Here is a 21,487-nt window from a genome sequence, read left to right as displayed (position 1 = left end):
CAGATGAAAAAACGATTGTACCAGTCCGATGCCGCTAGTTATTTCCGTGAGCATTCCTCAATTTTTTTATTTGTCATCGTGTTGTTTTTAATGGGCGTTATATTCGGCGCCATTGTCGTCAATAGCATGGGTATTACCCAAAAGGAAGACCTATTCTATTATTTATCTCAATTTTTTGGAGAAATTTCCAATGGAAAAGTGGCAGCAAGCAATGATTTATTTATGCAAAGCTTTTTTCACAACAGCAAATTTATTGGCCTCATGTGGATTTTGGGAATTTCGATTATTGGGTTGCCAATCATTTTGATCCTCTTATTTTTAAAGGGAATGGTTGTTGGCTTTACAGTAGGTTTTTTAGTTAGTCAAATGCGCTGGAATGGTTTTTTGTTAGCATTTGGATCGATTCTTCCGCAAAATTTGATCATTATTCCAGTTTTTATTATTATGGCAGCCTTTTCAGTAATCTTTTCATTACGTATGATCAAGAAGCAATTTCTTAAAAAATATGGACAGCCTATCATGCCTTTTTTTAAACGATATATAATTGCGCTTTTTGGAGCGGTCATATTCATTTGTGCTGCGTCAGGTATTGAAGCGTTTCTGTCCCCGGTGCTTATGAAAACCATAATACATGCTACTAATTTAAAATAATTATATTTTAATAATTGTTATAAATTGTTATTTATAATTATTTTATTTTGAATCTCTTTTCTCATCTGTTATAATGAGAATTAACAGTGGCGAGGGAGGGACTTCGAGTTGGAAACTAGAATTGAGAGAATAAAGAAACAGTTGCATTCATCAAGTTATAAGCTGACACCACAGCGTGAAGCAACCGTTCGCGTTTTACTGGAAAATGAAGAGGATCATTTAAGCGCGGAAGATGTGTACCTCCTAGTAAAAGAAAAATCGCCGGAAATTGGTTTGGCAACTGTTTATCGAACATTGGAATTGCTAACTGAATTAAAGATTGTTGATAAAATTAATTTTGGTGATGGAGTTTCACGTTACGATCTGCGCCAAGAAGGGGCAGCGCATTTTCATCATCATCTTGTCTGTATAGAATGCGGAGCTGTCGATGAAGTTCAAGAGGATCTTCTCGAAGATGTTGAAGCAACCGTTGAGCACAAATGGAATTTTAAAATAAAAGATCATCGCCTTACTTTTCATGGCATTTGTTATCGTTGTCAAGGGAAAGCGAAGGAAGAAGAAAAGAATAAGTAATTCGGGGAGGATGGCTCATCGGGAAAGAGTCAACCTCTTTTTATTTTTCCTATTAAATTAATAAAAATGAATAAATCCCTCCAATTCAAGCTGACTAGGTATAAAACTTGTACATTTTGGCATACCTTTTACTAGTACAATGCGGTTTGGAGGAAGTAAAATGTTTTCATTTGTTAAAGTTGCGCTGCAAACCCTTAAGGTATTTATATTATTCACCGGGTGCACGATTCTATTTTACTATGGTATCATGTTTGTAAGTGAAGAATATCAAAATTATCATCGCTTTGATGAGCCGCAGGGAGCGGCCTTAAAGGTTTCAAGTGAAGTAAGTGATAGCAGTCCTTCCTGGGTGGATCGACTGAAGCTGTTTTATTTAAATGGGGAGTAAAGGCGATGGAAAAGCATTTAAAAGACTTTATGCAATATTTAATAGTGGAAAAAGGTTTGGCGGTCAATACCATTTTGTCGTATGAAAGAGATTTGAAAAGTTACATGCAATATCTAAAAAATGTTGAATCTATTTCTTCGATGAATGATGTGCAGCGGGTCCATATTGTCCATTTTTTGGCTTTTTTAAAAGAAAAGGGGAAATCCTCGAAAACAATGGCACGGCATATTGCTTCTGTTCGTTCGTTTCATCAATTTTTATTAAGGGAAAAAGTGGTCGAGCAAGACCCTTCCGTATTAATCGAAACACCGAGGGTAGAAAAAACACCGCCAAAAATTTTAAATTTACAAGAAGTTGAAGTCCTCTTAGATTCACCAATAACAAATGATCATTACGGATTAAGGGACAAGGCAATGCTTGAGCTTCTTTATGCCACAGGTATCCGTGTCAGCGAACTTATTGGGTTGGATATAGAAAATGTCCATTTAACAATGGGTTTTATTCGCTGTGTTGGAAAGGGAAATAAAGAACGGATCATTCCAATTGGAAGTAAAGCAGCGGAGGCAATAAAACGTTATTTAGAAACTGGAAGAACCCAATTTGTATCAAATAAACACCAGGATGACGCTTTATTCTTAAATCACCAAGGTCATCGGTTAACGCGTCAAGGGTTTTGGAAAATTTTAAAGAAACTTACAAAAGAGGCAGGCATCGAGAAAGAGTTAACTCCGCACACTCTTAGGCATTCCTTTGCTACACACTTATTAGAAAACGGCGCCGACATAAGAGCTGTCCAAGAGATGCTTGGACATGCTGATATTTCTACGACGCAAATTTATACACAGGTTACGAAAACAAGGATAAAGGACGTTTATAATAAATTTTTTCCAAGAGCTTAATAGTTTACTAGTTCATATAGAAATTGTCGAAAAGCTGCCAAATTTAACGGTGGCTTTTTTCTTGTAATTTCGTAATCTTTTAGTAAAATATAGATGTCAGACTTCTGACGAATTATTTTGCTTTTGGTTAATCTTATTCAAAACGGGAAACATATGGTTGCGGATTGTTTTTTTTGTTTGTAACCGTTATCAAATAAGGAGGAAGAACGAATGGCTGCAAATAGATATAATCGAATTTTTATAATCGTTATGGATTCGGTAGGAATCGGGGAAGCACCAGATGCTGAAAGGTTTGGTGACAAAGGGGCCGATACATTTGGACATATAGCAGAAAGAATGAACGGACTTCATATGCCAAACATGGGGAAGTTGGGTTTAAGCAATATACGTGAAATTAAAGGTATTGAAAAAGCTAATCAACCGTTGGCTTGTTATACAAAAATGATGGAAGCCTCAAACGGAAAAGATACAATGACTGGACATTGGGAAATTATGGGTCTTAATATTCAAACGCCTTTCAAAGTATTCCCTGAAGGGTTCCCAGATGAGCTATTGTCAGAGCTTGAGAAGCGCACGGGCCGAAAGATCATTGGCAATAAACCTGCAAGTGGAACGGAAATCCTTGTGGAACTTGGAGAAGAGCATATGAAAACGGGTGCTTTAATTGTTTATACATCCGCCGACTCCGTCCTTCAGATTGCGGCACATGAGGAAATTGTACCTTTAGAAGAGCTTTATAAAATTTGTAAAATTGCCCGCGAATTGACTCTAGATGAAAAATACATGGTTGGTCGAATAATTGCCCGTCCATTTATAGGGGAACCAGGGAACTTTAAGCGGACTGCGAACCGGCATGATTATGCGTTAAAACCTTTTGATCGGACCGTTATGAGTGAACTAAAAGACGCTGGGTTTGACGTAATCGCCATCGGCAAGATTTCTGATATCTATGATGGGGAAGGGGTAACCAAAGCGATAAGAACGGTTTCCAACATGGATGGAATGGATAAATTAGTAGAAACCTTTGATATGGATTTTACGGGGATAAGTTTTGTCAATTTAGTTGATTTTGATGCGCTTTATGGCCACCGCCGTGATCCGGAGGGCTACGGAAAAGCACTTGAAGAATACGATGCCAGGTTACCTGAAGTTTTTGAAAAAATGAGAGACGATGATCTGTTAATGATTACGGCTGATCACGGAAATGATCCGATTGCTCCAGGTACAGATCATACGCGTGAATATGTCCCATTACTTGTTTACTCTAAAGGGCTCGAAGGCCATGAGCTTCCACTAAGAGAAACATTTGCTGATTTAGGTGCAACAGTAGCTGAGAACTTTAATGTAAAAATGCCGAATTACGGAAAGAGCTTTCTTCAAGAATTAAAATAGAGGGGTATAGAAAATGAACTTTGAAAAAATTCAAAATGCAGCTGATTTTTTAAGAGGAAAGTATCAAAAGATACCAAAGATTGGATTGATTTTAGGATCTGGTCTTGGTGTTTTGGCGGACGAAATTTTGGACCCGATAAAAATACCATACAATGAGATACCTGATTTTCCTATTTCTACGGTGGAAGGTCATGCCGGACAGCTTGTTTTCGGGCAGCTTAGCGATATAGAAGTAGTCGCGATGCAAGGCCGTTTCCATTACTATGAGGGATATAGCTTTGATAAAGTAACCTTCCCCGTCCGCGTTATGAAAGAATTAGGAGTCGAAATACTCATCGTTACGAACGCGGCAGGCGGTGTAAATGAAAGCTTCTCTCCAGGAGACTTAATGATTATCACAGACCATATTAATTTTATGGGCTCTAATCCCTTGATTGGGCCGAATGACTCCCGTCTTGGTGTTCGATTTCCTGATATGTCGGAAGCCTATACGAAAGAGCTTCGTACGGCCGCGAAAGAAATTGCCAGCCGCTTAAACATCGATATGAAAGAAGGGGTTTATGTCGGATTTACTGGTCCTGTTTATGAAACACCTGCAGAGATTAGAATGGCAAGAGTAATAGGCGGTGACGCTGTTGGGATGTCGACCGTGCCGGAAGTAATTGTCGCAAGACATGGGGGATTGAAAGTTCTTGGTATTTCCTGTATTACCAATATGGCTGCAGGTATTCTCGACCAGCCGTTAGCACATGAGGAAGTCATTGAGACAACAGAGCGTGTAAAAGCAAATTTCCTTTTATATATTAAAGAAATTATTAAATTTATCGGATAAGTGGTGATTGTAATGAGAATGGTTGATTTGATTGAGAAAAAAAGAGATGGTCACGAATTAACAACAGAAGAAATTAAATTTATTATAAATGGCTACACAGATGGCTCCATCCCGGATTACCAAGTTAGTGCATTAACCATGGCGATCTATTTTAAAGGAATGACGGAAAAAGAACGTGCTGATTTAACCATGGCCATGGTTGAATCAGGTGATCAAATTGATTTGTCACAAATAGAAGGTATTAAAGTTGATAAGCATTCAACGGGCGGTGTTGGTGATACAACGACGCTTGTATTGGGACCGCTTGTTGCTGCTCTGGGTGTCCCTGTTGCTAAAATGTCTGGACGAGGTTTGGGACATACCGGCGGAACCATTGATAAGCTGGAATCGGTAGAGGGTTTTCATGTTGAGATAGATAATGCTGAATTTATTGATTTAGTCAATAAAAATAAGATTGCAGTAATTGGTCAAAGCGGGAACTTGACTCCCGCTGACAAAAAACTTTATGCCTTAAGAGATGTGACCGCGACGGTTGATAGTATCCCTCTGATTGCCAGCTCGATCATGAGTAAAAAAATTGCCGCTGGTGCGGATGCCATTGTCCTTGATGTGAAAACAGGTGCCGGCGCTTTTATGAAGACGCTTGATGATTCCAGGGAACTGGCAAAGGCAATGGTTAGGATTGGAAATAATGTAGGAAGAAGAACGATGGCTGTTATTTCAGATATGAGCCAACCGTTAGGATTCGCGATTGGTAATGCACTTGAAGTGAAAGAGGCCATCGATACATTAAAGGGTGAAGGTCCAGAGGATTTAACGGAACTTTGCTTAACGCTTGGAAGTCATATGGTTTATTTGGCTGAAAAAGCAGGATCATTGGATGAAGCACGTACTATGCTTAAAAATGTGATTAAGGACGGTTCGGCACTGGAAAAACTAAAAGAGTTCTTAAGCTCTCAAGGTGGAGATGCCAGCATTGTTGATGACCCTTCAAAACTGCCGCAGGCTCAATTTACGTTTGAATTGGAAGCGAAAGAGGACGGATTTGTTTCTGAAATTGTTGCTGACGAGGTAGGGACAGCAGCAATGTTATTAGGTGCAGGCAGAGCGACAAAAGAATCAACTATCGACCTTGCGGTTGGGCTGGTTTTAAGAAAGAAGATTGGGGACGAAGTGAAAAGAGGAGAGTCTATCGTCACGATCTACAGCAATTTTGAAAATGTTGATGAAGTAAAGGAAAAATTATATGAAAATATCAAGGTTTCATCAACCAAAGTAGCTGCCCCAATTCTTATTCACGAGGAAATTACAGAATAGAATCAAAGTTAGAAAAGTCCGGGATGGTAATCCCGGACTTTTTTATTGCTCACTAAGGAAATTATTGTATAAAGTTGTTTGATTTGGAAAAAATGTTAACTATATAAAGAATGGAGGGTTATGTAAATGAAACGATTGATCTCTTTAATGATGATATCTTTTATGGTTACCAGTTTGTGGATTCCAACCGCCTTTGCGGCTGAACAAAAAGGAAACACTGAAATTGCTAATAATGTACGTTCAGCGATTTTAATTGAACGTGATACTGGTAAAGTCCTCTATGAGAAAAATAGCAAGGAAGAGCTTCCACCGGCAAGTATGACCAAAATCATGACGATGCTTTTGATTATGGAAGCTATTGATAAAGGAAAATTAACTTGGAATGAAAAAGTTCGTGCAAGCGAATATGCGGCATCGATGGGTGGATCGCAAATTTTTCTTGAACCGGGCGAAGAAATGACAACAAAAGAAATGTTAATGGGAATTTCCATCGGTTCAGGAAATGATGCTTCTGTTGCGATGGCGGAAAGGATTGCCGGATCAGAAGACGCATTTGTTGACATGATGAATGCGAAAGCAAAAGAGCTGGGATTGAAGGATACTTTCTTTAAAAACACGACAGGTCTTCCGGTAAGTGGTCATTACAGCTCGGCTTATGACATGGCTATCATGGCAAAGGAACTTTTAAAATATGAGGATATCACTAAATTTACAGGGATGTATGAAGCTTACCTTCGTGAAAATACGGATAAAAAATTCTGGCTTGTTAACACAAATAAATTGGTCCGGTTTTATCCTGGGGTCGATGGTTTAAAAACCGGTTTTACAACAGAAGCCAAATATTGTCTAACGGCAACTGCTCAGAAAAATGGAATGCGCGTTATTGCTGTAGTTTTTGGTGCACCAACCTCGAAGGAACGAAACGCACAAGTGACGAAAATGCTGAATTATGCTTTTAACCAATATGAAACACATCCTATTTATAAACGGAATCAGGTTATTACGAAAGTCCATGTAAGTAAAGGAAAGGAAAAAATGGTCGCAGCTTTGACAAGTGAACCTCTATCGTTATTAACACATAAGGGTGAAAAGACAAGAGGTGTAAAGCGAAAAATTATCATGCAAAAAAATCTCAATGCACCCATTCATAAAGGGGATAAAATTGGGGTCATTAAGCTCATAAAAAATGGAAAAGTAGAACTTGAAAGTCCATTAGTGGCTGCAAAAGACATTAAAGAGGCTGGATGGTGGACCCTTTATAAGCGTGCCTTTGGAATGTTTACAAAATCAGGACAATAGGGCAATGTCGAAAATGAAGGTTTACTCACTACTTTTAGCGAATATCGACTAGTTTTGTCCTGTTAGCAGGAAATTGGCATTTCAGCATAGAATTGACTCACTATACCAGTTGAAGGAGGCCAGGGATAGTGAGTCTTACCATTGATATGGAAATAAAACATAGCGTTTTATGCATTCGATTAAGCGGTGAACTGGATCACCACACCGCAGACGAACTTCGTGAACAAGCAGCAAGTATTATTGAAAAGGAAGATATTCGTCATATCGTATTAAATCTGGAACAACTGATGTTCATGGATAGCTCTGGGCTAGGGGTTATTTTAGGAAGATACAAACAAATAAAGCAAGTGCATGGTGAAATGGTTGTTTGCGCAATTTCCCCTGCAATACAAAGATTATTCGATATGTCCGGCTTATTTAAAATTATCAAAATGGAGCCGACTGAAGAGTTTGCATTGCAAAGATTGGGGGTGGCCTGAATGAAGAATGAAATGAATCTTCAATTTAGCGCATTAAGTCAAAACGAATCATTTGCCCGTGTCACTGTCGCAGCTTTTGTTGCCCAACTGGATCCGACTATGGATGAACTAACCGAAATTAAAACGGTTGTTTCAGAAGCTGTAACCAATTCGATTATCCATGGCTATGAAAATAGTCCTGATGGACTTGTCTATATTCAAGTAACCATTGAAGATAATACGATTGAAGTGTCCATTAGAGATGAAGGTTTAGGAATTGTAGATGTGGAGGAAGCTCGTCAGCCATTATTTACAACTAAGCCGGATCTGGAGAGGTCCGGTATGGGTTTTACCATCATGGAAAATTTCATGGATGAAGTTGAGGTTCTCACACAGCCAGGTAAAGGAACCGAAGTAAGATTACGAAAGCATTTACAAAGCCGCAAAATGCTATGCAATTAAGGAGACTTGCCGATGGATGTGGAGGTCAAAAACGATAAAAGTCAAACGTATCTAAAGGATCATGAGGTTAAGGAATTAATAAAAAAGAGTCAAGATGGTGATCAAGCATCGAGAGATTTAATCGTCGAAAAAAATATGCGACTTGTTTGGTCCGTAGTTCAGCGTTTTCTTAATAGAGGATATGACCCGGACGATCTTTTCCAAATTGGTTGTATTGGATTATTAAAATCCGTTGATAAATTTGATCTTTCCTATGATGTCAAGTTTTCCACCTATGCTGTTCCGATGATTATCGGTGAAATTCAGCGGTTCATCCGTGACGATGGAACTGTAAAAGTCAGCCGCTCCTTAAAGGAAATGGGAAACCGAATTAGAAAAGCGAAAGATGAATTATCAAAAACTTTTGGTCGAATACCGACTGTAAATGAAATTTCGGAATATCTTGACCTTTCTCCTGAGGATGTCATTCTTGCTCAAGAAGCAAGCAGAACACCATCCTCCATCCATGAAACGGTCTATGAAAATGACGGGGATCCCATTACATTATTAGATCAAATTGACGATGGCAATGAAGGGAAATGGTTTGATAAAATTGCCTTAAAGGAAGCCATTTTGGAGCTTGATGAACGTGAACGTTTAATCGTTTATTTGAGATATTATAAGGATCAAACTCAATCTGAGGTTGCTTTACGGCTCGGTATTTCCCAAGTGCAGGTTTCAAGACTCGAAAAAAAGATATTAATGCAAATGAAAGACCGGATGGATCTCTAGAGATTCATCCGGTCTTTTATTTGGCTTTAAATACATGAAAAAATATTAATTACTTATACTACCTATACGAGGAAATCAATGTGTGGGAGCGAATGTTTTGGAAAAAACAATCTACATCCGCATGCGGCATCGTGTTGAGGCTCGGGTAAATGAGAAAATAATCTTAAATAATATAGCCCAAATAATTGCTCCGGAAGCGGAACGTTCAAAGTTGGAAAATTTATTGATTTACCAAATAACTGAAAAGGATCGGAACATTGTTGTTATTGATGTCATGCAAGTAATCAATAAGATATCCGAATTATCTTCCGAACTGGAAATTCAAACGATTGGCCCTGCTCAAACCATTATTGAAGTTACTGTAAAGAAAAAAGGTGTTTCAGCTCCATTTTTTCTGTTAATTTGGTTTTTGTTGTTTTTTGGTTCAGCCATGGCTATCATGAATTTTCACGATGATGTAAGTATGAGAAGTGTCCAGGAGAAAATATATACCATCATTACAGGGAAAAAGGAGCCAAAGCCATGGCTTTTTCAAATCCCCTATTCGCTGGGTTTAGGTTTAGGGATGATTTTATTTTTTAATCATGTCTTTAAAAAAAGAATCAACGAAGAGCCTAGTCCACTGGAAGTAGAAATGTTTAATTATCAAATGGATTTAGATAATTATGTGATCATCCATGAAAATAAAGAAAGTATGAAGCAAATTGGTGACGATTAAGATTTTAGCCGTTCTTTTTTTTGGATTTGCCAGTGGATTAGCAGTCGGGTCAGGTTTTGTCGCTTTTCTAACGGTTCTCGGTATTATCCCTAGACTCACACAATTATCAAAAACGAAGAAAATGATTCAACACTATGAATGGGCCGTTGTGATTGGTGCGCTTGCTGGCGTTCTAGGAAGTTTAAGAGATCCTGTTTTAAATTTCCCATCCTATTTATTAATTTTACTTGGTCTTGCGGGAGGGGTTTTTTATGGAATGCTGGCTGCTGCTTTAACAGAGGTATTGAATGTTCTGCCTATTTTAGCTAAACGGATTCGGCTTGACCATGAAATTATTTATTTAATCATGGCCATTGTATTTGGAAAAATAGCCGGATCACTCTTTCAATGGGTTTATTTTATTCACCGTTAATTAAATTTCCGCCATGAAAGGACATCACAAAATGAGCAATCCGAGGCGAGTAATTTTAATCACTGATGGGGATGAATATGCGAGAAGGGCTGTTGAGTGCGTTGCCAAAGAAATAGGTGGCCGATGTATTACAATGTCACATGGAAATCCATCAAAATTAACGGGTCCTGAACTTATCAAATTAATAAACAAAGCTCCATTTGATCCAGTTCTTGTAATGTTTGATGATAGCGGTATTGTTGGTGAAGGTGCAGGAGAAAGTGCTTTAAAATATGTTGCCTTACATAAGGATATTGAAGTGCTTGGGATTATTGCCGTTGCTGCAAATTCCAGGCATGAAGAGTGGTCAAGGGTTGACGTAAGCATAGACCGTGACGGGAACTTAACGCCGTATGGTGTCGATAAATATGGTATACCTGAACTCGAAATCGGGAGAATAAATGGGGATACTGTTTATTGCCTCGACGAATTGGATGTACCTATTATCGTAGGAATCGGTGATATTGGTAAAATGGCTAGGCGTGATCACTATAAATCTGGGGCGCCTATTACAAAGAAAGCAGTAGAACTCATACTTGAAAGGAGTGGTTTTCATGGGCAGTCAAGAGGATCTGAAATGGCCAATCCCGGAATCAGTGAATGAAGTTGAACATTACATGAAACAAAAGGTTGGTTTGGGAATAAGCTTTGATTTAAATATTCGAAAATTGAAGGTTTTAAAGAAAGATGTTCACATCTATGCCGTCAGCGGATTAGTTGACACTCGATATGCAATTGAGTTGGTCGAAGAATTAGTTGAAATAAATGATCATGAAAAATTATCAACTGATCTCTTTAAAGTAATTGAAAACCGTCTTGTCAATCAATCGGTAATGCCAATTAAAACGCTCACCGAAATGGTCGATTTTATCCTATCCGGTTTAATTGTCGTTGTTGTTGATGGTTCGAGCACAGGTTTTGTCATTGATGTAAGGAGTTACCCCGGTCGTACGCCACAGGAACCAGATACAGAAAAGGTGGTCAGGGGTGCACGGGATGGCTTTGTTGAAAATATTATCCTTAATACGGCCTTAATAAGAAGGAGGATTAGAGATCCACGGCTTCGTTATGAAATGATACGAGTTGGGGTACGGTCTAAAACAGACGTATCTTTATGCTATATAGAGGATGTGGCAGATCCTGATTTATTAAATATTCTCAGAAAAGAATTAAAAGCGATTAATATCGATGGGATCCCAATGGCTGATAAAACGATTGAAGAGTTTATTTTAAAACAGGGATTTAATCCATTTCCGCTTATTAGATATACCGAAAGAGCAGATGTTGCTGCAGCACACGTATTAGAAGGTCATATAATCATTATTGTTGATACATCTCCAAGTGTGATGATAACGCCCACTACATTTTTTCATCACGTACAGCACGCCGAGGAATTTCGTGAATCACCTCCAATGGGGACATTTTTGCGTTGGACCAGATTTTTAGGGGTTCTAACTTCCATATTTTTATTACCCTTATGGCTGTTATTTGTTTTAGAACCATCATTGCTGCCTGATAAGCTTTCTTTTATCGGGCCGAATGAACAGACGAATATCCCGATCGTCATTCAAATATTTTTAGCTGATTTCGGGATTGAGTTTTTACGGCTGGCCGCCATCCATACACCTACGCCCCTTTCAACGGCCATGGGCTTAATCGCATCCATATTGATTGGACAGATTGCCATCAGCGTTGGTTTGTTTGTTCCTGAGGCTATTTTATATGTGGCGATATCAGCAATTGGGACTTTTACAACTCCAAGTTATGAATTAAGTATTGCAAATAAAATGGCCAGATTCTTCTTGTTGATTCTTGTTGTATCTTTCCATACCCCTGGTTTTGTTATTGGGACAACCTTATTATTTATTTATCTTGTCAGGCTGCGTGCGCTTAACACACCTTATTTTTGGCCATTTCTTCCTTTCGAACCAAAAGCATTGCTACATATTGTTATTCGGAGATCTATTCCAGGTTCGGTATTTAGGCCAAGTATTGTTCACCCTAGAAATCGGATCCGACAATCGCCTAAAAGCAACTCATAAAAAATGGCTGTGTTAAAGGCGAATGCTGATTTTTTACAACTGTTGATTGGAGTGGAGGGCGCTCGACTCCTGCGGGATGAAGAGGTCACGGGAGACCCCGCAGGCGCCAAAAGCGCCGAGGAGGCTCCCGGACCTCCCCGCGGAAAGCGAGCGCCCGGAGCGGAAATCAACAACCAAGTATAAAAGTGCTATAGAAATAAATTGCGGAAAACTCTTTGTTATGCTAAAGTAATTTTAATTTAAAAAGGAAATAAAATAGGCAGTGTCTATTATAGATTCTGTCTATTTATTATAAACTTTTGCTGTGTAATGGAAAAAGCTAGTGGGGGAGAGTTGAGAATGTATTTTTACGGAACAACAGGAATTAATAGCCAAGGTCATTTGGAAATAGGCGGGCTTGACACGGTTGAACTGGCTCATCAATATGGCACGCCGCTTTATGTATATGATGTTGCCTTAATAAGAGAGAGAGCCAAGGGGTTTAAACAAGCATTTGATGAGCAGAACGTAAAAGCGCAAGTGGCATATGCAAGCAAAGCGTTTTCAACGATTGCCATGCTGCAGATCGCAGAAGAAGAGGGATTATCGCTTGATGTTGTATCAGGCGGTGAACTATATACAGCTCTCGCAGCCGGCTTTCCTGTTGAAAGAATTCATTTTCATGGTAATAACAAGAGCCGGGAAGAGCTTGAAATGGCAATCGAACATAAGATTGGCTGCATTGTCGTCGATAATTTCCATGAGATTGAATTGCTTAAAGAAGTCTGCAATGAGAAACATACTACCGTAAAAATATTATTAAGGGTTACCCCAGGAATTGAAGCACATACGCATGATTATATTTTAACCGGCCAAGAAGATTCAAAATTTGGGTTTGATCTGCAAAATGGTCAAGCAGAGAAGGCACTGCTCACAGCGCTTCACTTTAAACATTTTGAAGTGCTTGGACTTCATTGCCATATCGGATCACAGATTTTTGAAACGACAGGTTTTTTATTAGCGGCAAAGAAAATAGTTGAAAAGCTTGATAGTTGGAAAAAACAATTTTCATTTGAAGCGAAGGTTTTGAACTTGGGTGGAGGATTTGGGATTCGCTATACGAAAGAGGATGAGCCCATCCAGCCATACCAATATGTCAACTCGATTATTGAGGAAGTGAAAAATTTAGTAGAACAATTTTCTTTAGCGCTTCCTGAAATATGGATTGAACCAGGCCGATCACTTGTCGGTGACGCAGGAATTACCCTTTATAAGGTGGGATCCTCTAAAGAAGTACCTGGTGTAAGACGATATTTGGCGGTCGATGGCGGGATGAGCGATAATATCAGACCTGCTCTTTATCAAGCAAAATATGAAGCAGTCCTTGCTAATAAGCCTTTAGATAAACCGCATGAGACGGTTTCCATCGCCGGAAAATGCTGCGAATCAGGAGATATGTTAATTTGGGATCTACCATTGCCGAAAACAAATGAAGATGATATTCTTGCAGTATTTTGTACAGGAGCCTATGGATATTCGATGTCTAATAACTATAATCGTCTGCCTCGTCCAGCCGTCGTCTTCGTAGAGAATGGCAAAGCCGCTCTTGTAGTAAAAAGAGAGACGTATGAGGATCTTGTTAGACTCGATTTGCCACTAAGATAAAAGGACAATCATAGCTTTTCAAAAAATAATCTATTTTCGTAAGAAAATAGATTATTTTTGTCAAATAGTGTAGAATGTTGAATAGTGAAATATCCTCAGCTGTTTTTTGGAGGAAAATATTGATGAAAAAAAGCAAATGGGTTATTTTCGGCCTTCTTATTGTTTTATCGCTTTTATGGGGAATTCTATATTGGATTTTTATAGCTCCAAAGCATTCATAATAATAATGATTGATTGAAAATCATTTATTTTGTATGATTAAGTGTGTTCGCAACATGAAGTAAATCTACATATAATACATAAATATTTATATTTAAATCGCGAAAAAATCGACGAACGCTGCAATAGGTTTATATAATATAATGAGGGATCAATATGTTAATTCGTTATAAGAAGACATACGAGAAAATTGCAATGGGTTTATTATCCTTCATGCCAACTGAGAAGGATTTAAAAAAGCTCCAGTTGACGATGAAAGAATATGAAACAGAAGAAGATTGGCAGCTTTTTTTATGGAAAGAAGAAGATATTATTGGTCTTCTCGGAGTCCTCATTTTGGAGGAAACAAAAGGCTTGGAAATTCAACATATTTCTGTTAATCCATCCCATCGTTTTCAAGGTATTGGCAAAAGAATGGTAAAGGCGCTTCAGGAAATGTATCCTAATAAAAAAATAACAGCTAATCAAAATACGGCAGCTTTTATTGAAAAATGCAAATCATGTTCATAATATAAAAAGGCAACGGCGAATCTTATCCGTTGTCTTTTCTTAATTTCATCGCAAGGAATCTTGCGTTAATGACACTTGTTCTATCGCGCAATTTATGCCGATGAACGATATCTTCTATAGCCAGATCACTTTCATTCCCCCATTTGAAACCGTTTTGATCACACGCAATCTGGCATTCTTTGAGTAGTATTGGGTCTGTAATCGGAAGTTCATTACTTTTATAGGGTACCGAATGTGAAATATCTGATAATCTCTGTCTCACATCCAAAAGAAGTTGATGACCGTTAATACCGAATGAATGAATGGATTCCATTTGGAAGGAAAAAATCATTAAGGAGTTTTCTAACGTCTTTTTTGCCCCCTTTAAATTTCCTCTTCTATAATGATAATTTGAAACCGCTAATTGAATAAAGCCTACCAAAATGGATTTTTTGTTTCCGGGATCAACTTGTTTCCAATATTCCTCCAGGATTTCATGACATTCAAAATAATCACGGTCTCCATGGAAATGGGCTAAATATTGGATATATTCTGCAGGATACAATGAGTTCCCCCCAATCAAATTCAAGGTATGTATAGTGTAGCATATCTTGAGGCACCAAGATAAAGTAGGAATGAAAAACACTCGGTACGAAAACGAAAAAAAAGCCCGCCTATTTAGACGGGCCTTTAGTGCTTAAGAAATTACCAAATCCAAGAAGCACCAACGATAATCAATAGAATGAATAATACTACGATTAACGCAAAACCTGCACCAAAACCGTCAGTCATATTCAATACCTCCTAAATAATAATTGGTCTTTTCCCTGTCATCATATGTAAGGTAATTGTCCAGTGTTTGGGCAAACATCATGTTTTCAATAATAATGGGAAACGTTAAGGGTGATTTTTCTATTGGATAACCATGATGATTCCTCTATACTATAGATAGTCAATGATGAAAAAGGACGAAACTTTTTATGAATATTGGTGATGTACAATGCCATACCAGGTGAAAATTGATGCATTTGAAGGGCCGTTAGATTTACTCCTCCATTTAATAAATCGGCTCGAAATAGATATATATGATATTCCGGTAGCCCAAATCACGGAACAATACTTAAGCTATATAAAAACGATGAACGAGCTTAGGCTTGATATTGCCAGCGAATTTCTTGTAATGGCGGCAACGCTTCTGGCTATCAAGAGTAAAATGTTATTGCCAAAGCATGAAGAGGTTCTTGATGAACCGAATGATGAAATTTCTTATGAAGAGGACCCGCGAGATGAGCTTGTAGAACGGCTGATTGAATATCGAAAATTTAAAGAAGCTGCACATGATTTAAAATCATTGGAAGAGGAACGAGGGCTGATGTATACAAAGCCACCAAGTGATCTCTCTGATTTTTCAAAAGAAAAGCAGCCGGAAAAAACGGAGCTAAATGTTTCGTTGTATGATATGTTAGCAGCCTTTCAAAAATTATTACGAAGAAAAAAGCTTCAAAGGCCAATGGCAACCAAAATAACCAGGCAGGAAATTTCGATTGAAAAAAGAATGACTGAGATCATGGTGGAACTAAAACAGCTGAAAGGCCGTAAAAGTTTTAATGACTTATTTCCCTATCCTGATAAAGAACATATTGTCGTAACCTTTTTGGCCATTTTGGAGTTAATCAAACGAAAAGAAATTGATGTGGAACAACGAGAAAACTTTAGTGAAATTTTCGTTGAAGCAATTAAGGAAGGAAGAAATGTGGTTGGAAATTATTAATTGGAGCAGTATTTTAGAAAGTCTTTTGTTTGCCGCGGGCGATGAGGGATTGACATTAAAGCAATTGGCTGAGGTTTTAGAAGTAGATGAATTTAAAGCTACTGAAATTATTGAGGAAGCTAAGCTTGAATATGAACGCAATCAGAATCGGGGAATCATCATTGTGCAGTTGGCCGGGACTTATCAATTAGCTACAAAGAAAGAAAACGCTGCTTACCTTAAAAAGTTGGTTGATTCACCTAATACCGCCACATTATCACAAGCTGCATTAGAAACATTAGCCATCATCGCATATAAACAACCGATTACTCGCACTGAAATTGAAGAAATTCGCGGAGTCAAAACAGAAAGGCCGATTCATACGCTTGTTTCAAAAGCGTTAATTAAAGAAGTTGGGCGGGCCGAGGGTACAGGGAGAGCATATTTATATGGAACAACCAAGGAATTTCTTGACTATTTTGGATTGAAAAGTCTTGAGGAATTACCACAGCTGCCTGAAAAATTAGATGAGGATTTTGTCCAAGACGAAGCCGATTTATTTTTTGAGAAATTTCAAGAAACTCTTAATTCATAAAACAATAAAGAATATTTATGCTAAAATGGATATAGTAAACAAAATTTTCTTATTATTTGGCTGTGTTAAAGGCTAATGTTGATTTTATAACTGTTGATTGGAGCGAAAATCAACAACCAAGTTTAACACAGCCTAATATTTTGGGAGTGGATTATGGTGCTGATTAATCAATGCGGCGGGTATGAGCTGGAAAAGGAAAAATCAAATACTTCAGAAGATTTTTTTAACAGAAGCGAAGTAACATTTATGGAAGATGGCGAAGAAAAAACATTGCATGTCCTATATGTTAGATATTTTGCTGAACTCTTTCAGGAATTCACCCCTTATCAACAAAACCCAATTTTTGATGAGGTAGAATTTAAAGACATTGTTGCTCTTATTTGTCTAATTAAAAATCCGGGACTTCGCAATCGTAAACGACTCTATATTAATTCCAAGAATGAATTTGCCGCTTATTTTAAAGATATTGACTTTAAAAAGCTTCCTGAAATCTTTCAGACATTAAAACAAAATAAAAGCTTTGAATTAAAATCTCCACTTGAATTTATTTTGCAGTCAAATTAATCGATACATGAAACTATGGGGGTGTAGACATGGGAAATACGCTAGTAATATCTCAGCTAAATGATGTTAAGGGTTTCTTGAATCAAGTAATTACAACGATGAGTGACTTTTTAAATGAAACGAATATTTCGCAATTAAATCCTGCGAATGAAGAAGAGAGCACGTATTATAAACAAATTTTTTCCCATTTACGAAAGCTGGTCGTTTATAGTGAAGAAAGCCTGGATACTTGTTCTGTCATTCTTCAGAGCGATCCATTTCAAAAGTCAGCAGCTGAAAAAACGCTTTATCGAATTTTTCATACATGTATTGAAGAATTTTTTTCTCCCAAAAATGATGCATGGTTTGAAGATAGCAGATCTGCCTATACAGGAAAAAATTCGATTAAATTCTATAAAGCCGTTCCAGATAAACTCCATCAAATGATTAAAGGGCTTGAGGGAGAATTTCAGAGAATTCGTGAAGAGCTTGAGTTTTATGAAACTGACTACCGTACTAAAATGATACAATCAAAATAAATGAAATCAAGGGTTATCCTGTAAAAGGGATAGCCCTTTTTCATATTTAAATCATTTTTACATACCATTTAGGTAAAGTTGAAAATCGCTTTCAGAAATGAGGGATAGGATGAAAAAACGTTTTAGCCAATATGTAAACGAATTATTTGCCTGGAATGAGCAAATGAAAAGTTTCCTTGAATCAGAAAAGGTTGGTGCCGACTCCGAATTGTGGGAGAAGCTTGATGATTTCACTGAAATGATTGAAAACACGAGAACCGAATTGTCAGATTCAGATTTACTTCATCTCCAATCGAAAGCGGAGCAGCTTCATGCACAAATGGAAAATTATTTTAATAGAAAACAAGAAATCGGAAATATATGGGTGATAGAAAAATCCTTGCCTCCTGGCGGTCATACACTTCCTGATTTGTCCTACCCCTATAATGGACTGGAACCCTATATCTCTGAAGAAATTATGAAGCTTCACCATACAAAGCATCATCAAGCCTACGTAGATGGGTTGAATAAAGCCGAACTAAACCTGAAAAAAGACCGGGAGACAAATGATTTCTCGTTAATTAAACATTGGTCCAGAGAGTTGGCCTTTCATGGTTCGGGGCACTACCTCCACACAATTTTTTGGAAGAACATGACTCCGAACGGAGGCGGCAGCCCGCAGGGGCTTTTAAAAGGAGAAATCGAAAGTTATTTTAGTAGTTTTGAAGCATTTAAAAAACAGTTTTCCGAAGCCGCAAAACAAGTCGAAGGAGTGGGCTGGGCCATCTTGGTATGGTCACCAAGAGCAAGGCATTTGGAAATCCTTCAATCTGAAAGGCATATGCTGTTAACTCAGTGGGATACCATTCCATTACTAGTCCTTGATGTTTGGGAGCATGCGTATTATCTTCAGTATAAAAACAAGCGGGCTGATTACGTGGACGCGTGGTGGAACATTGTCAACTGGCATGATGTTGAAATCCGTTATGAGAAAGCAGCAGAAATCAAATGGCCAGCATTTTAAAAATGAACAATTGGGTCATTTCTTCCTCTAATAGTCATATCGAGCCTTGTCCCGCATAAAATTAATGTAGAAATTAAAGAAGGGGACGAGGTATATCTAATGAGAATGGTCTGGAAGTTAGTTATTTTTTGCCTTATAGTTGCACTTTTCATTGCTCACATTCCTCAAAAGGTGGATGCTTCCGTTTCCGTACATGCCCAAAGCGCCATTTTAATGGAGCAGAAAACAGGCAGAATCCTCTTTGAAAAGGATGCCAATACAAAACGAAGAATCGCAAGTATAACAAAAATTATGACAGCTATCATAGCAATTGAATCGGGAAAAATGAATAAATATGTCACCATAAGCGAAAAGGCGACTCATGCTGAAGGTTCTTCCGTCTACCTAAAGCCGGGGGAAAAAGTAAAATTAAAGGATTTAGTTTACGGATTAATGCTGCGGTCTGGTAATGATACAGCTGTTGCAATTGCCGAATACATTGGTGGAAGCGTTGAGGGTTTTGCCTATTTAATGAATGAAAAAGCAAGACAAATTGGGATGTATAATTCCCATTTTACCAATCCTCATGGACTCGATGATTCGAATAATCATTATTCAACGGCATATGATATGGCATTATTAATGCGCTATGCAATGATGAATAAAACATTCCAAAAAATATCTGGTACAAAAGTTTATCGTGCAGCCAATCCAACCGAGGATTGGGATCGGGTTTGGAGAAACAAAAATCGTTTGCTTACAAAATACCAATACTGCACCGGCGGTAAAACAGGCTATACAAAGCTTGCGAAAAGGACACTGGTGTCAACAGCGACTAAAGGTGATATGAGTCTGATTGCCGTAACATTGAATGACTCGGATGATTGGAATGATCATATTGCTATGTATGAAAGTGGATTTAAAGGCTATGACATGGCAGAGGTTTTATCAAAGGGTAAAATTGATATCTCAACAAACAAATTTTATAAAGATCATTTGTTTTTAAAGAATGCAGTTGTTTATCCGGCTACGAGCAGCGAGATGAATTTATTCTCCATTAAATATAAAGTCATAAAGCCGCAAAAAAAATGGGCATCTTCTAAGAAAATGGTTAAAATCGTTGGAAAAGCACTTGTGTATTTGGACGGGCGTGTCATAAAAGAAGTGCCTATTTATTATCAAAGCACCCCGATAAAAACGGATAGCATGTTTGGTTCTTTTAAAGAAATTTTCCTCGCAACCATTGGTGTGAAAACAAATGGTTAACTATATTTGGGTGTTTATGTTTCTTGTAGGAATCATTTTTGGGATGATCAACGGAAGGATGGAGGAAGTAAATAAGGCACTTTTTACCGGATCCGGGGAAGCCGTGACCCTATGTATTGGGCTTATTAGCATCTTGGTTTTTTGGCTGGGAATGATGCGGATTGCTGAAAAATCAGGACTACTTGAACGTCTTTCGAAATTTTTTCGACCGGTAGTGAAGCTTCTTTTTCCTGAAATTCCAACCAACCATCCGGCAATGGGCTATATTTTGTCAAATATGATCTCAAATATGTTTGGATTAGGAAATGCGGCCACGCCGCTTGGGATAAAAGCGATGGAGGAATTAAAAAAGTTAAATGGCGGAAAAAATTCAGCAAGCAGGTCAATGGTTACTTTTTTGGCATTGAACACAGCCAGTGTAACGATTATTCCAACCACTGTTATCGCGATTAGAATGAATTATCATTCTGCTTCTCCTACTGAAATCGTAGTACCAACTTTAATTGCGACAATCCTTTCTGCGTTAGGCGCAATCCTGATTGATCGGTATTTTTATTATCGCAGAAAGCGAAAGGGATGAAAATTACATGGAGCTGATTTCGATTATTTCCCTAGGTTTTATCCCCGTATTAATAGGTTTCATATTACTTTACGCCACTTTTAAACAGGTCCCTACGTATGAAAGTTTTGTTGAAGGCGGCAAAGAGGGAATTAAAATAGCTATTTCAATCATTCCATTTTTGGTTGGAATGCTTGCTGCGATTACTGTTTTCCGGGCATCGGGAGCATTGGATGCTTTAATGAAATGGATTCGACCGGCAATGGAATCAATTGGGGTTCCTGCAGAAATTGTGCCCTTATTATTTATCAGGCCAATTTCCGGAACAGCTGCCCTTGGAATGACGAGTGATTTAATTGCCGTTTATGGTCCAGATTCCTTTATCGGAAGACTTGCTTCTGTACTGCAAGGGAGCACGGACACCACCTTCTATGTTTTAACTGTTTATTTTGGTGCAGTTGGCATCAAAAAAATGGGTGATGCATTAAAAGTGGGTCTGCTGGCCGATTTAGTTGGAATTGTGGTTGCTATTATCGTGGTAGCAGTTATTTTCGGAGCAAAGTAAAAAAGCGAGTTCTCTTTCGGAGGCTTGCTTTTTTATTTTTATTTAAACTTCCACTATACTTTGAAAAATGGCGAAGTTGTGTC

Annotated in this window: 27 protein-coding genes; 25 read left to right on the top strand and 2 right to left on the bottom strand. The window is 38.0% G+C overall.

Annotation, left to right across the window (positions count from 1 at the left end; translation table 11 throughout):
* Positions 1 to 3: 3 nt before the first annotated feature.
* The 17 genes from spoIIM (at position 4) to ACZ5XR_RS19225 (ending at position 14,626) form a co-directional block, all read left to right on the top strand.
* Positions 4 to 651, top strand: coding sequence for a stage II sporulation protein M (spoIIM, locus tag ACZ5XR_RS19305; RefSeq protein WP_464497997.1), 648 nt, complete (start codon positions 4 to 6; stop codon positions 649 to 651).
* Between the two features lie 108 nt (positions 652 to 759).
* On the top strand, positions 760 to 1,224 hold the full coding sequence (fur, locus tag ACZ5XR_RS19300) for a ferric iron uptake transcriptional regulator (RefSeq protein ID WP_464497995.1): 465 nt from the start codon (positions 760 to 762) through the stop codon (positions 1,222 to 1,224).
* A 160-nt stretch (positions 1,225 to 1,384) separates the two neighbouring features.
* Entirely contained in the window at positions 1,385 to 1,612 is a 228-nt protein-coding gene (locus ACZ5XR_RS19295) for a YqzK family protein (RefSeq protein ID WP_464497994.1), read from the top strand.
* 5 nt (positions 1,613 to 1,617) lie between these two features.
* Positions 1,618 to 2,511 carry a site-specific tyrosine recombinase XerD gene (gene xerD, locus ACZ5XR_RS19290; protein WP_464497992.1) on the top strand — a complete coding sequence of 298 codons (894 nt, stop codon included), beginning with the start codon at positions 1,618 to 1,620 and terminating at the stop codon, positions 2,509 to 2,511.
* A 210-nt stretch (positions 2,512 to 2,721) separates the two neighbouring features.
* Positions 2,722 to 3,903 (top strand): phosphopentomutase, encoded by a 1,182-nt coding sequence (gene deoB, locus ACZ5XR_RS19285; protein WP_464497991.1) that lies wholly within the window; start codon positions 2,722 to 2,724, stop codon positions 3,901 to 3,903.
* Between the two features lie 13 nt (positions 3,904 to 3,916).
* Positions 3,917 to 4,735 carry a purine-nucleoside phosphorylase gene (locus ACZ5XR_RS19280; RefSeq protein WP_464497990.1) on the top strand — a complete coding sequence of 273 codons (819 nt, stop codon included), beginning with the start codon at positions 3,917 to 3,919 and terminating at the stop codon, positions 4,733 to 4,735.
* Between the two features lie 12 nt (positions 4,736 to 4,747).
* Positions 4,748 to 6,052: a pyrimidine-nucleoside phosphorylase gene (locus ACZ5XR_RS19275; RefSeq protein ID WP_464497989.1), complete on the top strand. Its 1,305-nt coding sequence runs from the start codon at positions 4,748 to 4,750 to the stop codon at positions 6,050 to 6,052.
* Positions 6,053 to 6,178: 126 nt separating this feature from the next.
* Positions 6,179 to 7,351, top strand: a complete 1,173-nt coding sequence (locus ACZ5XR_RS19270; protein WP_464497987.1) for a D-alanyl-D-alanine carboxypeptidase family protein — start codon at positions 6,179 to 6,181, stop codon at positions 7,349 to 7,351.
* Between the two features lie 128 nt (positions 7,352 to 7,479).
* Positions 7,480 to 7,830, top strand: a complete 351-nt coding sequence (spoIIAA, locus tag ACZ5XR_RS19265) for an anti-sigma F factor antagonist (RefSeq protein ID WP_464497986.1) — start codon at positions 7,480 to 7,482, stop codon at positions 7,828 to 7,830.
* Entirely contained in the window at positions 7,831 to 8,271 is a 441-nt protein-coding gene (gene spoIIAB, locus ACZ5XR_RS19260; protein ID WP_464497984.1) for an anti-sigma F factor, read from the top strand.
* Between the two features lie 12 nt (positions 8,272 to 8,283).
* On the top strand, positions 8,284 to 9,042 hold the full coding sequence (gene sigF / locus ACZ5XR_RS19255) for an RNA polymerase sporulation sigma factor SigF (RefSeq protein WP_464497983.1): 759 nt from the start codon (positions 8,284 to 8,286) through the stop codon (positions 9,040 to 9,042).
* Between the two features lie 97 nt (positions 9,043 to 9,139).
* Positions 9,140 to 9,760 carry a stage V sporulation protein AA gene (locus ACZ5XR_RS19250; protein WP_464497981.1) on the top strand — a complete coding sequence of 207 codons (621 nt, stop codon included), beginning with the start codon at positions 9,140 to 9,142 and terminating at the stop codon, positions 9,758 to 9,760.
* Positions 9,750 to 10,172, top strand: a complete 423-nt coding sequence (locus ACZ5XR_RS19245) for a stage V sporulation protein AB (RefSeq protein ID WP_464497980.1) — start codon at positions 9,750 to 9,752, stop codon at positions 10,170 to 10,172. The genes ACZ5XR_RS19250 and ACZ5XR_RS19245 overlap by 11 nt, the downstream gene beginning before the upstream one ends.
* A gap of 31 nt (positions 10,173 to 10,203) precedes the next feature.
* Positions 10,204 to 10,815: a stage V sporulation protein SpoVABEA gene (gene spoVAEA / locus ACZ5XR_RS19240; protein ID WP_464497978.1), complete on the top strand. Its 612-nt coding sequence runs from the start codon at positions 10,204 to 10,206 to the stop codon at positions 10,813 to 10,815.
* Positions 10,766 to 12,253: a spore germination protein gene (locus tag ACZ5XR_RS19235; RefSeq protein WP_464497977.1), complete on the top strand. Its 1,488-nt coding sequence runs from the start codon at positions 10,766 to 10,768 to the stop codon at positions 12,251 to 12,253. Before spoVAEA ends, ACZ5XR_RS19235 begins: the two co-directional genes overlap by 50 nt.
* 339 nt (positions 12,254 to 12,592) lie before the next feature.
* A complete protein-coding gene (lysA, locus tag ACZ5XR_RS19230) occupies positions 12,593 to 13,897 on the top strand; it encodes a diaminopimelate decarboxylase (RefSeq protein ID WP_464497976.1) in 1,305 nt (434 codons plus the stop codon).
* 375 nt (positions 13,898 to 14,272) lie between these two features.
* Positions 14,273 to 14,626 (top strand): GNAT family N-acetyltransferase, encoded by a 354-nt coding sequence (locus tag ACZ5XR_RS19225; RefSeq protein ID WP_464497975.1) that lies wholly within the window; start codon positions 14,273 to 14,275, stop codon positions 14,624 to 14,626.
* Between the two features lie 22 nt (positions 14,627 to 14,648).
* Here ACZ5XR_RS19225 and ACZ5XR_RS19220 read toward each other — a convergent pair whose 3' ends face one another.
* Positions 14,649 to 15,170, bottom strand: coding sequence for a DUF309 domain-containing protein (locus ACZ5XR_RS19220; protein WP_464497973.1), 522 nt, complete (start codon positions 15,168 to 15,170; stop codon positions 14,649 to 14,651).
* 140 nt (positions 15,171 to 15,310) lie between these two features.
* Entirely contained in the window at positions 15,311 to 15,397 is an 87-nt protein-coding gene (locus tag ACZ5XR_RS19215; protein WP_464502377.1) for a YjcZ family sporulation protein, read from the bottom strand.
* A 208-nt stretch (positions 15,398 to 15,605) separates the two neighbouring features.
* Between ACZ5XR_RS19215 and ACZ5XR_RS19210 the strand changes: the two genes are divergently transcribed.
* The 8 genes from ACZ5XR_RS19210 to ACZ5XR_RS19175 all read left to right on the top strand — a co-directional run bounded on the left by ACZ5XR_RS19210 (position 15,606) and on the right by ACZ5XR_RS19175 (position 21,404).
* On the top strand, positions 15,606 to 16,376 hold the full coding sequence (locus tag ACZ5XR_RS19210; protein ID WP_464497971.1) for a segregation/condensation protein A: 771 nt from the start codon (positions 15,606 to 15,608) through the stop codon (positions 16,374 to 16,376).
* Positions 16,363 to 16,950: an SMC-Scp complex subunit ScpB gene (gene scpB / locus ACZ5XR_RS19205; RefSeq protein ID WP_464497970.1), complete on the top strand. Its 588-nt coding sequence runs from the start codon at positions 16,363 to 16,365 to the stop codon at positions 16,948 to 16,950. Before ACZ5XR_RS19210 ends, scpB begins: the two co-directional genes overlap by 14 nt.
* A 156-nt stretch (positions 16,951 to 17,106) precedes the next feature.
* Positions 17,107 to 17,514 carry a hypothetical protein gene (locus ACZ5XR_RS19200; RefSeq protein WP_464502376.1) on the top strand — a complete coding sequence of 136 codons (408 nt, stop codon included), beginning with the start codon at positions 17,107 to 17,109 and terminating at the stop codon, positions 17,512 to 17,514.
* Positions 17,515 to 17,543: 29 nt separating this feature from the next.
* Positions 17,544 to 18,032 carry a YpuI family protein gene (locus ACZ5XR_RS19195; RefSeq protein ID WP_464497968.1) on the top strand — a complete coding sequence of 163 codons (489 nt, stop codon included), beginning with the start codon at positions 17,544 to 17,546 and terminating at the stop codon, positions 18,030 to 18,032.
* Positions 18,033 to 18,141: 109 nt separating this feature from the next.
* Positions 18,142 to 19,035, top strand: a complete 894-nt coding sequence (locus ACZ5XR_RS19190) for a superoxide dismutase (protein WP_464497966.1) — start codon at positions 18,142 to 18,144, stop codon at positions 19,033 to 19,035.
* A 99-nt stretch (positions 19,036 to 19,134) separates the two neighbouring features.
* Positions 19,135 to 20,280: a D-alanyl-D-alanine carboxypeptidase family protein gene (locus tag ACZ5XR_RS19185; protein ID WP_464497964.1), complete on the top strand. Its 1,146-nt coding sequence runs from the start codon at positions 19,135 to 19,137 to the stop codon at positions 20,278 to 20,280.
* Complete coding sequence (locus tag ACZ5XR_RS19180; protein WP_464497962.1) at positions 20,273 to 20,860, top strand: nucleoside recognition domain-containing protein; 588 nt, start codon at positions 20,273 to 20,275, stop codon at positions 20,858 to 20,860. Before ACZ5XR_RS19185 ends, ACZ5XR_RS19180 begins: the two co-directional genes overlap by 8 nt.
* Positions 20,861 to 20,867: 7 nt before the next feature.
* Complete coding sequence (locus ACZ5XR_RS19175; protein WP_464497960.1) at positions 20,868 to 21,404, top strand: spore maturation protein; 537 nt, start codon at positions 20,868 to 20,870, stop codon at positions 21,402 to 21,404.
* The last annotated feature ends 83 nt before the right edge of the window (positions 21,405 to 21,487 follow it).

The organism is Neobacillus sp. Fa239, from assembly GCF_055395235.1.
Note: the sequence above shows the minus strand (reverse complement) of the source record. Positions and strands in the feature narration are given on the sequence as shown.